Annotated in this window: 14 protein-coding genes; 5 read left to right on the top strand and 9 right to left on the bottom strand. The window is 56.9% G+C overall.

What is annotated here, in order from left to right:
• Positions 1-14: 14 nt before the first annotated feature.
• Positions 15-992, top strand: coding sequence for a nitronate monooxygenase (locus HCU74_RS00070; RefSeq protein WP_168448362.1), 978 nt, complete (start codon positions 15-17; stop codon positions 990-992).
• Between the two features lie 86 nt (positions 993-1,078).
• Here the strand turns inward: HCU74_RS00070 and HCU74_RS00065 are convergent, their stop codons facing one another.
• The 8 genes from HCU74_RS00065 to HCU74_RS00030 form a co-directional block, all read right to left on the bottom strand.
• Positions 1,079-1,300 (bottom strand): hypothetical protein, encoded by a 222-nt coding sequence (locus tag HCU74_RS00065; protein ID WP_168448361.1) that lies wholly within the window; start codon positions 1,298-1,300, stop codon positions 1,079-1,081.
• Between the two features lie 112 nt (positions 1,301-1,412).
• Positions 1,413-2,270, bottom strand: coding sequence for a PA4780 family RIO1-like protein kinase (locus tag HCU74_RS00060; RefSeq protein WP_168449119.1), 858 nt, complete (start codon positions 2,268-2,270; stop codon positions 1,413-1,415).
• 99 nt (positions 2,271-2,369) lie between these two features.
• The gene (yghU, locus tag HCU74_RS00055) at positions 2,370-3,215 is read right to left on the bottom strand and encodes a glutathione-dependent disulfide-bond oxidoreductase (protein WP_168448360.1); all 846 of its coding nucleotides are present in this window, start codon (positions 3,213-3,215) and stop codon (positions 2,370-2,372) included.
• Positions 3,216-3,354: 139 nt separating this feature from the next.
• Positions 3,355-4,740, bottom strand: a complete 1,386-nt coding sequence (gene dbpA, locus HCU74_RS00050; RefSeq protein ID WP_168448359.1) for an ATP-dependent RNA helicase DbpA — start codon at positions 4,738-4,740, stop codon at positions 3,355-3,357.
• Between the two features lie 157 nt (positions 4,741-4,897).
• Positions 4,898-5,104: a cold-shock protein gene (locus HCU74_RS00045; RefSeq protein WP_168448358.1), complete on the bottom strand. Its 207-nt coding sequence runs from the start codon at positions 5,102-5,104 to the stop codon at positions 4,898-4,900.
• A gap of 238 nt (positions 5,105-5,342) precedes the next feature.
• The gene (locus HCU74_RS00040; RefSeq protein WP_168448357.1) at positions 5,343-5,630 is read right to left on the bottom strand and encodes a hypothetical protein; all 288 of its coding nucleotides are present in this window, start codon (positions 5,628-5,630) and stop codon (positions 5,343-5,345) included.
• Positions 5,630-7,198, bottom strand: coding sequence for a PepSY-associated TM helix domain-containing protein (locus HCU74_RS00035; protein ID WP_168448356.1), 1,569 nt, complete (start codon positions 7,196-7,198; stop codon positions 5,630-5,632). Before HCU74_RS00035 ends, HCU74_RS00040 begins: the two co-directional genes overlap by 1 nt.
• Before the next feature lie 68 nt (positions 7,199-7,266).
• Positions 7,267-7,566, bottom strand: a complete 300-nt coding sequence (locus tag HCU74_RS00030; protein WP_210425050.1) for a hypothetical protein — start codon at positions 7,564-7,566, stop codon at positions 7,267-7,269.
• A 292-nt stretch (positions 7,567-7,858) separates the two neighbouring features.
• Here HCU74_RS00030 and doeB2 point away from each other — a divergent pair, with 292 nt between their 5' ends.
• From doeB2 to HCU74_RS00010, 4 genes are all read left to right on the top strand, one after another.
• Positions 7,859-9,028 carry a N(2)-acetyl-L-2,4-diaminobutanoate deacetylase DoeB2 gene (gene doeB2, locus HCU74_RS00025; protein WP_168448355.1) on the top strand — a complete coding sequence of 390 codons (1,170 nt, stop codon included), beginning with the start codon at positions 7,859-7,861 and terminating at the stop codon, positions 9,026-9,028.
• 69 nt (positions 9,029-9,097) lie between these two features.
• The gene (locus HCU74_RS00020) at positions 9,098-10,369 is read left to right on the top strand and encodes an aspartate aminotransferase family protein (RefSeq protein ID WP_168448354.1); all 1,272 of its coding nucleotides are present in this window, start codon (positions 9,098-9,100) and stop codon (positions 10,367-10,369) included.
• Complete coding sequence (gene doeA / locus HCU74_RS00015) at positions 10,366-11,622, top strand: ectoine hydrolase (RefSeq protein WP_168448353.1); 1,257 nt, start codon at positions 10,366-10,368, stop codon at positions 11,620-11,622. Before HCU74_RS00020 ends, doeA begins: the two co-directional genes overlap by 4 nt.
• Positions 11,623-11,629: 7 nt before the next feature.
• Entirely contained in the window at positions 11,630-12,991 is a 1,362-nt protein-coding gene (locus HCU74_RS00010; protein ID WP_168448352.1) for an NAD-dependent succinate-semialdehyde dehydrogenase, read from the top strand.
• Positions 12,992-13,027: 36 nt separating this feature from the next.
• On the opposite strand, the gene HCU74_RS00005 is transcribed toward HCU74_RS00010, so the two are convergent.
• Positions 13,028-13,312 (bottom strand): peptidylprolyl isomerase, encoded by a 285-nt coding sequence (locus HCU74_RS00005; RefSeq protein WP_168448351.1) that lies wholly within the window; start codon positions 13,310-13,312, stop codon positions 13,028-13,030.
• Positions 13,313-13,891 lie beyond the last annotated feature (579 nt).

The following is a 13,891-nucleotide window of genomic DNA, read 5'->3' as shown; positions in this document are numbered from 1 at the left end:
AGGATTCCTCACTAATGAAATTGAAAACCCGTATTACCGAACTGCTTGGCATCGACTACCCCATTGTCCAGGGTGGCATGATGTGGGTAGGCCGCGCGGAGCTAGCCGCTGCCGTGTCCAACGCCGGCGGCCTCGGCATACTCACCGCACTGACTCAGCCCACCCCCGACGCACTGCGGGAAGAAATTGCGCGCTGCCGCAGCATGACCGACAAGCCCTTTGGGGTGAACCTGACCATTCTGCCGTCGGTAAACCCTCCTCCGTATGCAGAATACCGCCGAGCGATTATTGAAAGCGGCGTTAAAATTGTGGAAACCGCGGGTCACAATCCCCAGGAGCACGTCGCCGACTTCAAGGCCAACGGCATCATCGTGGTACACAAGTGTACCGCGGTGCGCCACGCGCTTTCTGCCGAGCGCATGGGTGTCGATGCGATCTCCATCGACGGCTTTGAGTGTGCCGGTCACCCCGGTGAAGACGATATTCCCGGCCTGGTATTGATCCCCGCCGCAGCCGACAAGGTGACGATTCCCATGCTCGCCTCAGGTGGCTTCGGCGATGGCCGCGGACTCGTTGCAGCCCTGGCACTGGGTGCAGAGGGAATCAATATGGGTACCCGCTTCTGCGCCACTCAGGAAGCCCCGATTCACGACCGCATCAAGCAATTGCTGGTCGATCAGGATGAACGTGCTACCAACCTGATCTTCCGTTCATTGCGCAACACCGGCCGTGTGGCCAAAAACAGCGTGTCGGACAAGGTTGTCGAGATTCTGCGCAACCCGGAGGCCACCTTTGCGGATGTTGCTCATCTGGTCAAAGGCGCCGATGGCCGCACGGCACTTGAAACCGGCGATGTCGATGCCGGGCTGGTTTGGGCAGGACAGATTCAGGGACTGATTCACGATGTTCCCAGCTGTGCGGAACTGCTGGAGCGCATCGTCAGTGAAGCGCGGTCGATTATCGACCAGCGTTTGCCACAGTTCACCGCCTGAATGACGCAAAAAAGCCCCGGTGTTTAGACCGGGGCTTTTGTTCTGCGCAGTCGCCAACCGCGCTTGTTAGCTCTGGCTACAGCAGATTACTTCTTGTCGTTGTCATCGGTATCAATATTAACCGACGTACTCCCATCGCCACTGCTCTCCTCATAGCTAAACGCACCGTCCTCAGTATCGATACTCATCGAGGTGGATTGCGGCTTTTGCTGCGGCGTTGGCGCTGAACTGCCATCATCGCTGCAGCCAACGAGAAACGCGAAAGACAGGGCCGCGAACGGCAGTAAAAACAGGTTTAATTTTTTCATAGTTTCCCCCTGATAATGTCATTAACGACAACTACTCCGACTGGGGCCTGGCAACGCAGTTCCGCGATTACCCTGAAACGTAATTATGCACACTCCCGTTGCGCAATTGCTCTCACTGCTCATCTTCAGCTTCGCGAATACGACGCTGCCGGTCTTCCTCCTCTGCCATGACCGCCTTGATTTCCTCAAGCACCGCATCGACATTGGCAGCCTCTTCAGGGTCGACAAATTCACCGGTCAAGCTGCTCTCCGAGTGCAGGTCGCCACTCTCGAAGAGCTCCCACATTTCATCGGCATAGCGGGTATGAATTAACTCCGGCGCAAATTGCCCGTAGTAGTTATTCATATTCTCAACATCGCGTTTAAGCATGGCGAAGGCATTGTTATTTGCTGCGGCATCGACCGCCTGGGGCAGGTCAATGATGACCGGCCCATAGTCATCCACCAGAACGTTAAACTCCGACAGATCCCCGTGAACCAGGCCCGCGCAGAGCATACGCATAATATGGTGCATCACATCGTAGTGATCCTCCCGCGCCTGCTCCGCCGACATCGCCACATCGTTCAAGCGCGGCGCGACATTGCCCTCCTCGTCCGACACCAGCTCCATCAGCAGCACACCGTCGAAACAGCCATACGGCTGGGGCACTCTGACCCCTGCGCGAGCGAGCCGGTAGAGGGCATCGACTTCAGCATTTTGCCAGACTTCCTCCGCCTGCTTGCGGCCGTAGCTGGAGCCCTTTTCCATCGCCCGTGCGCGGCGTGTGCTCCGCTCCTTGCGCCCCTCGCGGTATTGCACAGCTTTTTTGAAACTGCGTTTTGCCGCTTCCTTGTATACCTTCGCGCAGCGCAGATCGTCGCCGCAGCGCACCACGTAGACGGTAGCCTCCTTGCCACTCATCAACTGACTCACCACTTCATCAACAATGCCGTCTTCAATCAACGGCAGCAAAGCTTTCGGGGTTTTCATATTGCCCTCGGTAAAGGGGAGCCAGCGCCACCCGGAAACATCACCAACTGTTTCGCCAGTTGAGTCGAAGCCGCGCTCTGAGCCGCGCGGCATTGCTTGTCACTTCTCGAAATCCGCCGCACTGTGGCGTTCGGCCAACTGCTTGTCTTCGTCGCCCCACACCCGATTGACCCGGCGACCGCGCCGCACCGCCGGTCGCTCAGCTATCTGGTCTGCCCAGCGCCGTACATGGGTGTAGGATGCGACGTCGAGAAATTCCGCCGCATCGTAGAGGTAACCCTGAACCAGCGCGCCATACCAGGGGTAGGTTCCGATATCTGCAATGGTGTATTCATCGCCACAGAGGTAGGTATTGTCGGCGAGGTGCTTATCGAGCACATCCAGCTGACGCTTGACCTCCATAGTGTAGCGATCGATGGGATAGCGGTATTTTTCCGGCGCATAGGCATAAAAATGCCCAAACCCACCTCCGAGGAAGGGTGCGCTCCCCATATGCCACATCAGCCAGCTTTGGCACGCCGCACGGTCAGCGGGGGTCTTGGGGTAAAAGGCATCAAATTTTTCCGCGAGATAGAGCAGAATCGCCCCGGATTCGAACACACGAATAGGCGGATTGGCACTGCGGTCCAGCAAGGCGGGAATTTTTGAGTTGGGGTTTATCTCAACAAAACCGCTGCCAAACTGCTCACCTTCGCTGATATTAACCGGATAAGCGTCATACTCAGCGTCACTGATACCCAGCTCAAGCAACTCCTCCAGCATGACCGTCACTTTCACCCCGTTGGGGGTTGCCAGTGAGTGCAATTGCAAGGGGTGCTCGCCTACTGGCAGCTCCTTCTCGTGAGTGGCACCGGATATCGGCCGATTGATATTGCTGAAGCGACCGCCGTTCTGGCTATCCCATTGCCAAACTGTGGGTGGTTCGTAAACATCTGATTTCGACATGGATTGTGTGTCCTCACATTTAATCGGGGCTACACCAGCCCTGCTCGCTATTAAGGGTTAAAGGCCCTGGCATCGACACTACATCAACGTGGTCGTGACCACCACCGGCCACCCGGCAGGCCGCTGATTTTTCACTCGCTCAGCGGATTTTCCGCACCCGCACACTGCGCCCTTTTAGCTTGCCCTGGGACAGGGTACGCAGGGCCTCTGCCGACACCTTGCGCTTTACCGCGACATAGGCGCAGTTATCGAAGATGTGGATTTTGCCCACCTCATCACCGGAAACACCCTCTTCCCGCGTGAGCGCACCGAGGATATCGCCAGGACGGATTTTCTGCTTTTTGCCTGAATCGAGCTGCAAGCAGGACATGGGCGACTTGTAGGCGGGAGAAGTCAATACCGCACTATGAGGCAACTCGCCACTTTGAATATCGATATTTCCGTATTCCTGCAGACGCTCGATTTTACGGGCTTCGCGATCAGTATAGAGGCTGCACGCCATACCGCTGCTACCGGCGCGCCCCGTGCGGCCAATGCGGTGGGTGTGTACCTCGGCATCCCGGGCAATATGGTAGTTAATGACCATATCCAGATCTTCGATATCCAGTCCACGTGCCGCGACATCGGTGGCCACCAGCACCGAGATACTTTTGTTGGCAAAGCACACCAACGCCTGATCCCGGGCACGCTGATCCAGCTCGCCGTGCAGGGCGATCACCTGCAAATTATAGTCCCGCAGGGCCGAAGCCACCTCCTCGGTGTCGCGGCGGGTATTACAGAACACCACGGCGGAATCTGGCCGGTGTTCCAGCAACAGCCGCGCGACCGCCTCAATACGCTCGCTGTTATCCCGCAGTTTGTAAAAGTGTTGTTGAATCGACGCACTGCTGTGTTGTTCGCGCAGCTGTAATACCTCTGGCTCTACCATCACCCGCTTGGCAATCGCGCGAATTTCATCCGGGTAGGTAGCACTGAACAGCAGTGTTTGCCGCTGCTTCGGCATTTTATCGACAATGGCATCAAGGGTCGCTTGAAAGCCCATTTCCAGCATGCGATCCGCTTCGTCCAGTACCAGCAGCGACAACGCGTCGAGCTTTAGATAGCCCTTGCGCAAATGCTCTTCAACTCGGCCAGGGGTGCCGACAATAATATGAGCGCCGTGCTCAAGAGAGCCGATCTGGGGGCCAAAGGGCATGCCGCCACACAGGGTCAGCACTTTGACATTGTGTACTCCCCGCGCCAGTTTGCGTAGTTCCCGGGCAACCTGGTCGGCGAGTTCGCGGGTGGGGCACAGCACCAGCGACTGGACGGCAAATCGTTTGACGTCGAGCTTTTCCAGCAAGCCAAGACCAAAGGCGACGGTTTTCCCCGAGCCGGTTTTCGCCTGGCAGATGAGGTCTACACCGCTGAGAATTCTCGGCAGGCTTTGGGCCTGCACCGGTGTCATCTGCGCATAGCCCAGCGAGGCGAGGTTATCGCGCAGGCCGTCCTTTAGCGACAGGCTGTTGAAATCTGATTCGTTCAAGGGTTTTCCCCGATAGTGTCACGGTTTGAGCTTAGCGCCAGTGGCACAGGGTGCAAGGGGCGCACAAACAAAAAAGGCAGAACCTTTCGGTTCTGCCCTTTCTCGTTATCCGGCCCGGGGGCCGGGTAATCAGTGGCTCGACTGGCGAGCCAGCAAATTACAGTACAACGATGTTGTCAGCCTGAGGACCTTTTTGGCCTTGGCTTACAGAGAATTCAACGCGCTGGCCTTCAACCAGAGTTTTGAAGCCTGAACCAGAGATGGCGCTGAAGTGTGCGAACACGTCGGGGCCATTTTCTTGCTCGATGAAACCAAAACCTTTAGTTTCGTTGAACCATTTAACTGTGCCAGTAACTGTAGACATATTTCTATCCTGAGAATTCAAAAATAACTGTTGCCCCATATGGAGCGTTTGGAGCTGGAAGTGTTTCTATTACTTATGAAATCAGGACGAGAACTAAAGGTAGAACATCGAAATGGTGTGCATAAATATTAGGAGCTACGTTCTAGCTGCGAGCTAGTCTATAGGGCCTCTGGTGTGAGGTAAAGGGCTTTTTTAAGGCCGCGAAGCAAAATCCCGGTGAATAATGCCTGTTATCGACCTATTCGACGGGCGCTCGCCAGTTAAAACCCTGGGCAATAAGCCAGCCTCCCACCGTGACCGATGACAGCCACAGCAGCAGGGCAACGAATTTCCCAAAAAACAATAGAAGCATCATGGGCACCAGCACCAGAGCCCACAGTGCGCCCTGCCGCCACGCCCGCACCTGGGAGGAACTCCACTGCCGCATTCCACGACTGCGCCGACGCTTGGGGTCAGAATAGGCCAAAACCAACAGTGACAACAGACTACATAGTGCGGCGAACACACCGAGCCACAAACTGTTCATCACTTGACTCCCACCATCATCGGCACCGTGGCGCGCAGGTGACTACACCGCTGCTGCCATAGCCAGGCACAGCCTGCCAAAGCAAAAATGGCGTCAACACAAACCACCACGGTGTGACCGCCGGCCAATGCCTCAAACCAGTCGGGGCCGCCGGTCGCCATTCGCACCAACGGCAGGGCCACCAGCCCGGCAGCTGACAGGCACTGCAAAACTTGTGCAACGCGACTCCCGGCGAAACATAGCGCAGCCACGGTGCTCGCCAACAACACCAGTATGAATGTACCCAACAGCAGCTCATACATGGGTAGACCACGCCCCATGGCCAAAAAATAAACCAGGGCGTCGGCAATCATCGCCAGTACGACGCCCTGGGTCACGGCAATATTTAACCGCGCCAATAATCGCCAGCGCGGCGCATCTTCGCGGCGTTTCAACCACAGCTTCAAGCCACTGGCACAAACATAGGCGCTGCTCGCGCCCAGAGCAAACCACAGTATCTTCGACCACAGACCGGCGAAATCACCGAAATGCAGCGGCGACATCAGTGCCACCAGATCGCCGCCGAGTGAGGGTGCCTTACCCAGGGGTGGCTGAACGCCCAAAAACTCGCCGCTTCCCGCGGCATAGAGCAATTTATCGCCCCACAGTTCGCCATCACGCGGCGCCACGAGCACCTCCAACGCGGCGTCGGCACGCCCCCAATGATTGATGGCAAAACCCACTGGAGCGACACCGCTGCGCAGGCCGGCATCAGCCAGCATGTGTTCGAGGTCTGCCAGCGGCTGGTGCCGAGCATTTTCTGCGATAGGCGGGGACAATAGCTGCTCCGATAATGTCTCCACATCGCCGCCAAAGGCCACATAGGCGATAGCGGGCAAGCCAAGCGCCGAACCGACGCTGAAAAATGCGCCGGTAAACGACAGTATCAGGGCAAAAATCAGGTTCCAGCTACCCGCCAGTGCGTGGGCATCTCTGGCTGTCAGCAATGCGCCTTTGCGGTGGCGCAGGGTAAATAGCTCGCGAATAAGGTGGCGATGAATAAACAGACCGCTGATGCTCGCCACCAGCAGGGCAAAACCCAATGTACCGGTGATAATCAATCCCCAGCTTCCCGGCATCAACAGGCGCACGTGCAAACGCACCAAAAACTCGACCAGCATGCCCCGCTCCAGTTGCCGAAACACTTCGGCGGTCTCACCCTCGTACTGGGCAATCACCGTGCCCTGTGCCGGGTCGAGCAACGCCAGCACACCCACCTCTTCCCCGCTATCGGTGTGGTTGTGAAAGAACATGCGCAGGTGATCCCCCGCCGCAGGAAACACGAAAACTTCATCCAGATAGTCAGGGTTCAGCCCCCCTGCGAAGTCAGTAATCACTTTCCCCGTACCTGCTGGTAAAGGACTATTGAGCGCTGTACTGGTCGGGCTCGCCCACTGCCCCAACTCCCGGTCAAAGACCACCAGAGTGCCGGTCACAATCACCACGTAGAGAAATAACCCCAAGGCGACCGCCGACCAGCCGTGGATCGCCAACAGCGTGCTCATTTTCTGCGTGGGCAGTTTAATCATGGTACTTTTTCATCGTCATTGGGCCATCCTTCTGCCGAATTGCTGTTGCTGAACATCCTGCCGGGGAATTAGCCCTGCCCTACATTGAGCGGCCATATCACCAGCCCTCCATTAAGCAGCGTCAACACCATTATCACGCCGCAGGCGCGACCGAGCCGGGAAGTCAGGCAGGCATAAAAGAACAGCGCGCCCCATATCAGTGGAAGCAACAACAGCGGAATCGCCACATTATTCAATTGCGCCGCGCCCGCTGGCATCCACACCGATGCCCCAACCATTGTCAGCAAAGCGCAGAGCACAACCAACGGCCCCGCCAGCAGGACTCGCAACCATCGGCAGCCACCAATCGAGCTTTCACCTTTCATCATTTCCCCGCTATGCGCCGCACCCAACCGGATGAAGAGAATACAAAAGCCCGCCGCCAAACGCAATTAAGATTCATTATCAATTACAAGTGGGCACGCATATTGCTGGCATATCGCTATAGCCACCATTAAGACCAGCAGGAACACAACACTCATAAACGGGTCGAACGGCAATACAACGTTTTATAAACACTGCGGTGGCAGAGCAGGAAAACTGGGTCTAGTATGAAAAGGCTGCGCGGAGCACCGAACCAGTCCTCAGCGCTACATAGACCAAAACACCTCCAGGAGGATCATGCCGGATCAATGGCAAAACATCATGGTCGAGGCCCAGCGCCTGCGCCATGAGCTCCACCAATACCCCGAGCTCGGCTGGAAGGAAGACCGCACCGCCGAACGTATTCGTCGTGAACTTGACCAACTGACTATTCCGTGGCGGCCCTGCGCTGGCACAGGCACCGTCGCCTACCTGGCAGCCGGCGCCAAGGGCAAACACATTGCCCTGCGCGGTGATATCGACGCACTACCAATACACGAACAGTCCGGCCGCGACTGGGCCTCTCGTCACGAGGGTTGTATGCACGCCTGTGGCCACGACGGCCATACCGCCAGCCTGCTAGCCACCGCAGCCTGGCTAAAACAGCATGAAGCGCAATTAGCCGGCCCGGTCACACTGATTTTTCAGCCCGCAGAAGAAGGCGGTCACGGTGCTCGTGAAATGATTGCCGATGGCGCTCTGGACAAGGTCGACGAGATTTTCGGCTGGCACAACTGGCCCGCCCTGCCCTTTGGCCAACTGTTGTGCCCGGATGGACTGGCGATGTGCGGCAACGGTTGCTTTACCATTGAACTCACCGGCGTCGGCGGTCACGCCAGCCAACCAGAGCTGTGTCGCGACCCGGTACTTGCTGCCAGCGCGATCAATATTGCCCTGCAACAGATCCTCAGCCGTCGGCTCGCCCCGCAACGCCCCGCCGTGGTGAGCGTGACCTCTATTGAAGCGCCCAGCGCACCAACAGTGATCCCACAGTCAGCCCGTATGGGCGGCAGTATCCGTGTCTCCGACGACGACAGCCGCCGGGAAATCAATCAACTCATCACCGACATTGCGACCCACACGGCAGCCAGCTATGGCGTGGCGTGCACCGTCGACATTCAGCCTCGCTACCACGCGACCATCAATCACCCGGCACCGGCACAGCAGGTTCGCCGCAGCTGGCAGCACTTACACGGCGAGGGCGGTCTGCGCAGCGACCAGACTACCCCGATTATGGCCTCTGAGGATTTCAGCTATTACCTGCGGGAAATCCCCGGCGCCTTCGCGTTGATCGGCGCCGATGATGGCAACGATCACCACCGTCCTTGCCACAGTCCTTTTTACGACTTCAACGATCGACTTATACCTCTGGTCACCGCGTTATACGCCACTTTGGTGGGTATCGACGCACCCAGCACCACTGCCTGACACCAGGCAGCTGCGACCTGGATTTTTGCAGGTCGTTCGAGTACATCAAGCCCGAAGCAAGGAGTAAGCATGAGTATTTTTGAGCAACGAGAATCAGAGATCCGCGGCTACTGCCGCACCTATCCTGCGGTTTTCGACAAGGCCTCCAATGCGCGACAGACAGATGAAAACGGCAAGGAGTACATCGACTTTTTCGCCGGTGCCGGCGTACTGAATTTTGGCCATAACAACGAGCGCATGAAACAGGCGATGATCGACTACCTGCAAAGTGATGGCGTGACTCACAGCCTGGATATGCACACCACCGCCAAACGGGACTTTATGGAAAAGTTCACTCGGTTAATTCTCGAACCGCGCAATATGCCCCACAAAATGCAATTTATGGGGCCCACTGGCACCAACGCGGTTGAGGCCGCACTTAAAATCGCCCGGCGCGCCACTGGCCGCAGCGAAATCGTAGCCTTTGCCCGAGGCTTTCACGGCATGACCCTGGGTTCATTGGCATGCACGGCAAACCAGTATTTTCGCGGGGCCGCCGGTGTGCCACTGGAATTTGTGTCCCACCAGCCCTTTGGCTGCGACTCTTCCACCGATGCCGACGGCATGGGCGGCGGCGTGGAGAACATCGATCGCCTGCGCGCCCTTTACGCCGACGGTTCAAGTGGGGTCAAACCGCCGGCAGGCTTTATCGTGGAAGTCATCCAGGCTGAAGGCGGTGTTAATGTCGCCGACAAAGCCTGGCTCCACGCCCTGCAAGCTCTCGCCCGTGATGTCGGCGCACTGTTGATCTTCGATGAGATTCAGGTGGGCTGCGGCCGCACCGGCAGCTATTTCAGCTTCGACGATATGGGTCTCGATCCTGACGTCGTTTGTCTTGCCAAAGGCATCGGCGGCATGGGTACGCCGATGGCCATGAACCTGATTAAACCGGAGATTGACCAACACTGGTCACCCGGCGAGCACACCGGCACCTTCCGCGGCCAAGGATTGTCCTTTGTCGCTGGCAAGGAGGCACTGAGCTATTTTGAAGACGGTGCCTTTATGGAAGAGGTCCATAGCAAGGCAAAGTACATGCAGGGTGCTCTCAAACCGCTGGCCGACATGTTCGATAGCGTCAGCGTGCGCGGCAAAGGCATGATTATCGGCCTTGATGTCGGCACTGGCGAGGCAGCAAAAGCCATTGTTGAACAATGCTTCCATGCAGGCTTGCTGGTTTCCGCCTGTGGTAGTGGCGGCCGCGTAGTCAAACTGATCCCCCCGCTGACCATACCTGATGAAGATCTCAAACAGGGCATGGCCACACTTATTCAAACCACTAAAGCGGTGATGGAGGCGGCATGAAGCAACGCGACGATATGACATTTCCCATTGAGGAATACCAGCAGCGCCTCAGTGCGCTGCGCAGCCGCATCGCCGAGCGACGGCTGGACGCGGTGGTGATCTCTGACCCCGAGAACATTATGTATCTCACCGATTACCAGACCACGGGATACTCCTTCTTCCAGGCGCTGGTGGTGCCCCTGGACGACGAGCCCTTCATGATTACTCGAGCGATGGAGGAGTCCAATATCCACGCCCGCACCTGGATTGAGCGCACCCGGCCCTACCCGGACACCGGCGACGCCATCCAAATGCTGGTGGATGCCCTGCGGGAATTCGGTCTGGCAGACAAGCGTATCGGCTATGAACGCAATAGCTATTTTTTCCCTGCTTATCAACAGGATCGCATCCACACCACACTCACCGGAGCCAAACTCCTCGACTGTTTCGGTATCGTCGAAGAGGGACGTATCTGTAAATCCCCAGCGGAAATTGAATTAATGCACCGGGCCGCGGTGGCCACCGAAGCAGGGATGCAGGCGGGCATCGACGCCTGTGAGGCGGGTGTGGACGAAAACGAAATCGGCGCAGCGATCAGTGCCGCAATGTTTCGCGCGGGGGGTGAAGCCCCTGCAGTCATGCCCTATGTGACCTCTGGCCCACGGACAATGATTGGTCACGCTACCTGGGAGGGGCGTACCATCCAGCCAGGGGACCATGTCTTTCTGGAGGTTGGCGGATGTTACCGCCGCTACCACACCGCGATGATGCGCACCGTTCTCACCGGCCCTCAATCAGATTCCATGCTGCATGCCCAGGAAAGAATGAAATACGCGCTGAAGATGGTGCATGAGTATTTCCAGCCGGGAATGACCGTGTCGGATGCCGACAATATGATTCGCAACATTATTTCCGACAACAATGTCGGCGCCCGCCTTATCACTCGCTCTGGCTACTCTATTGGCATTGCCTTCCCGCCCAGCTGGGACGAAGGCTATATCGTGAGCTTGAAGCAGGGTGAGTCTACGGTGCTGAAAGAGGGAATGACTTTCCACATCATTCCCTGGATGTGGGGTGTCGATGGCGACAAAACCGTAGGTATTTCAGACACCGTCTATATCACCGACAACGGCTGCGCATCGTTCTTCACCATGGATCAGGACATGACCACCAAACTACCCAAGGAGCGAAACGCCCCCATTAAACTGGACGAAGTCAAAGGCAAGAAAGAAGCCGCCAAAGCCCAATCGAGCTCAGACCCAACTCAAGCGTGAGGTACTTATGTTAATAGCACGCAATCCCCTGAACGGAAACATCATCGGCGAATACCCCCCGCTGAACAACGAACAACTGCATGAGCGTATCGGCGACGCTTACCGCGCTTTCGACGGCTGGCAGAGCACCGCCATCGGCGAGCGCAGCAAAGTGTTGCACCTTATTGCAGCGGGGCTTCGTCAAAACAAACAAAAACTCGCCGAGCTGATGGCTCTGGAGATGGGCAAACCCATCAAGGAAGGCGGCCCCGAAGTAGAAAAGGCCGCCACATGCTGCGAGTTTTACGCGGACAACGCCGAGCGTTTTTTGGCGAGAGAGGAACTGCCCTCCGATGCCTCGCTGAGTTATGTTTGCTACCAACCACTGGGCACACTGCTTGGCATACTGCCGTGGAATGCCCCGGCGTGGCTCGCCTTTCGTTATCTCGCGCCGGCGCTGATGGCAGGCAATACCTGTGTGATGAAACACGACCCCAATGTGCCCGCAACCGCAAAGGCTATCGCCGATATTTTTACCGAGGTTGGCGCACCGGAAAACATTATGGTCAATCTCCCCATAGAGACTGCCGATGTTGAGCAGGCCATCCGAGATCCGCGTATTCGTGGTGTGTCCTTCACCGGCTCTGACGTTGCGGGCCGTAAAGTAGCGGCCATGGCCGCCTCGGAACTTAAACCAGCGGTGCTGGAGCTCGGCGGTTCCGACCCGTTCATCGTGTTGGCAGATGCTGACCTCGACACCGCCGCTGACGTGGCCACCCTGTCGCGAACCATTAATGCCGGTCAGAGCTGCATCGCCGCCAAACGCATTATCGTCGAAGAAAGTGTATACGGTAGCTTTGTGGAAAAACTCCAACAGCGCCTGGCTAAACTGAAGCTCGGTGACCCACTGGAGCAAAGCACAGACATCGGCCCTATCGCCCGCCAGGATTTGCGCACAAACCTGCACCGTCAGGTTTCAGAAACCATCGCCGCAGGGGCTCAATGCCTGCTCGGAGGGGAGCTTCCCGAAGGCGACGGCTACTTCTACCCGGTAACCCTACTCAGTGATGTTAAGGAATCCATGTGCACCTTTCACGAGGAAACCTTCGGCCCGGTAATGAGTGTCACCGCGGCGGTAGATGTTGAAGAAGCCCTGCAACTGGCCAACGAAACCGAGTACGGCCTCGGCGCCGGGGTATGGACCAGCAATGCTCAACTGGCGGAAGAATTGGCAATGCGCATTGAAAGCGGCCAGGTCGCTATCAATGGCATAGTCAAAACCGACCCTCGGCTCCCCAGCGGCGGTATCAAACGCTCAGGCTACGGCCGGGAGCTCGGCCCCCACGGCATCAAGGAGTTTGTTAACGCCAAACAGGTCTGGATCAAGTAGCGCGATTTCGCCGGGCGGCATCAGCGTCGCTCGGCCTCATTCACCACTGCGAAAATACACCTGCACCAGATGATAACCAAACTTCGATTTGATCGGCCCGTGGGTTTTACGCAGCGCCCCTTTAAAAATCAATTTATCAATCACCGGCACCATTTGTCCCGGCCTGACCTCCCCCAGGTCGCCACCCCGCTTCCCCGACGGACAGGTAGAGTATTTTTTGGCCAGAGCTTCAAATGACTCCCCCTTGCGCAGACGCTCCAACAGCTTGTTTGCCTGTTCGAAATTTTTTACGAGGATGTGTTTCGCCATTGCGGTGTGCATAGCTGCTACCTTGATCGTATTTTTTGGAAGGCAGTATATAAGATCAGGACCAAACGTTGTCACTTAACCGAGGCGGGAGTAATCCTTGAGTATCCATTTTAGGTGTCCACTTAAAGATAGGTGGACACCATCATGTTGGCTCTGGCTCTGGCTCGGCAGTGGAAGGTGTGTTCACCGGACGAATACGCCCAAGGCATTTTGGCACACAGTAAAACGCCCAGAGAGCCTGCCCCACGACCGAAGGGAGTGCATTGGGTACCGTTTCCGATCTGGGCGTTTTAGTTTAGAAGCCTGGCGACAGCGTGGCCCGCGAGCGTTAGCGAGTGCTTTGGCCATGACCGTTGGGCATAGCCAGTTGCCCAACTATTTAGATTCCACAAAGTAAAATGCCCCAACCGAACTCGGCTGGGGCATTCAGTGTGGCCCGCACACGCAGTGTGTGCTTTGGCCATTGGCTTAGAAGCCTGGCGACAGTGTGGCCCGCGAGCGCAGCGAGTGCTTTGGCCATGACCGTAGGTCAGAGCCTAGTGGATACCACTTCCAGAGACCCATAAAAAAACCCGAGACTCAAACGAATCT

The organism is Spongiibacter thalassae (genome assembly GCF_012272835.1).
GTDB classification, from domain to species: domain Bacteria; phylum Pseudomonadota; class Gammaproteobacteria; order Pseudomonadales; family Spongiibacteraceae; genus Spongiibacter; species Spongiibacter thalassae.
The sequence above is the reverse complement of the archived record's forward strand: the minus strand, read 5'-3'. Positions and strand labels throughout refer to the sequence as shown.

Coding starts and splice junctions, on each gene's coding strand:
- HCU74_RS00065 (WP_168448361.1), bottom strand. CDS start 1,300: ATGAAAAAATTAAACCTGTTTTTACTGCCGTTCGCGGCCCTGTCTTTC.
- HCU74_RS00005 (WP_168448351.1), bottom strand. CDS start 13,312: ATGCACACCGCAATGGCGAAACACATCCTCGTAAAAAATTTCGAACAG.
- HCU74_RS00045 (WP_168448358.1), bottom strand. CDS start 5,104: ATGTCTACAGTTACTGGCACAGTTAAATGGTTCAACGAAACTAAAGGT.
- HCU74_RS00030 (WP_210425050.1), bottom strand. CDS start 7,566: ATGATGAAAGGTGAAAGCTCGATTGGTGGCTGCCGATGGTTGCGAGTC.
- HCU74_RS00035 (WP_168448356.1), bottom strand. CDS start 7,198: ATGATTAAACTGCCCACGCAGAAAATGAGCACGCTGTTGGCGATCCAC.
- doeB2 (WP_168448355.1), top strand. CDS start 7,859: ATGCCGGATCAATGGCAAAACATCATGGTCGAGGCCCAGCGCCTGCGC.
- yghU (WP_168448360.1), bottom strand. CDS start 3,215: ATGTCGAAATCAGATGTTTACGAACCACCCACAGTTTGGCAATGGGAT.
- HCU74_RS00040 (WP_168448357.1), bottom strand. CDS start 5,630: ATGAACAGTTTGTGGCTCGGTGTGTTCGCCGCACTATGTAGTCTGTTG.
- doeA (WP_168448353.1), top strand. CDS start 10,366: ATGAAGCAACGCGACGATATGACATTTCCCATTGAGGAATACCAGCAG.
- HCU74_RS00010 (WP_168448352.1), top strand. CDS start 11,630: ATGTTAATAGCACGCAATCCCCTGAACGGAAACATCATCGGCGAATAC.
- HCU74_RS00060 (WP_168449119.1), bottom strand. CDS start 2,270: ATGAAAACCCCGAAAGCTTTGCTGCCGTTGATTGAAGACGGCATTGTT.
- HCU74_RS00070 (WP_168448362.1), top strand. CDS start 15: ATGAAATTGAAAACCCGTATTACCGAACTGCTTGGCATCGACTACCCC.
- HCU74_RS00020 (WP_168448354.1), top strand. CDS start 9,098: ATGAGTATTTTTGAGCAACGAGAATCAGAGATCCGCGGCTACTGCCGC.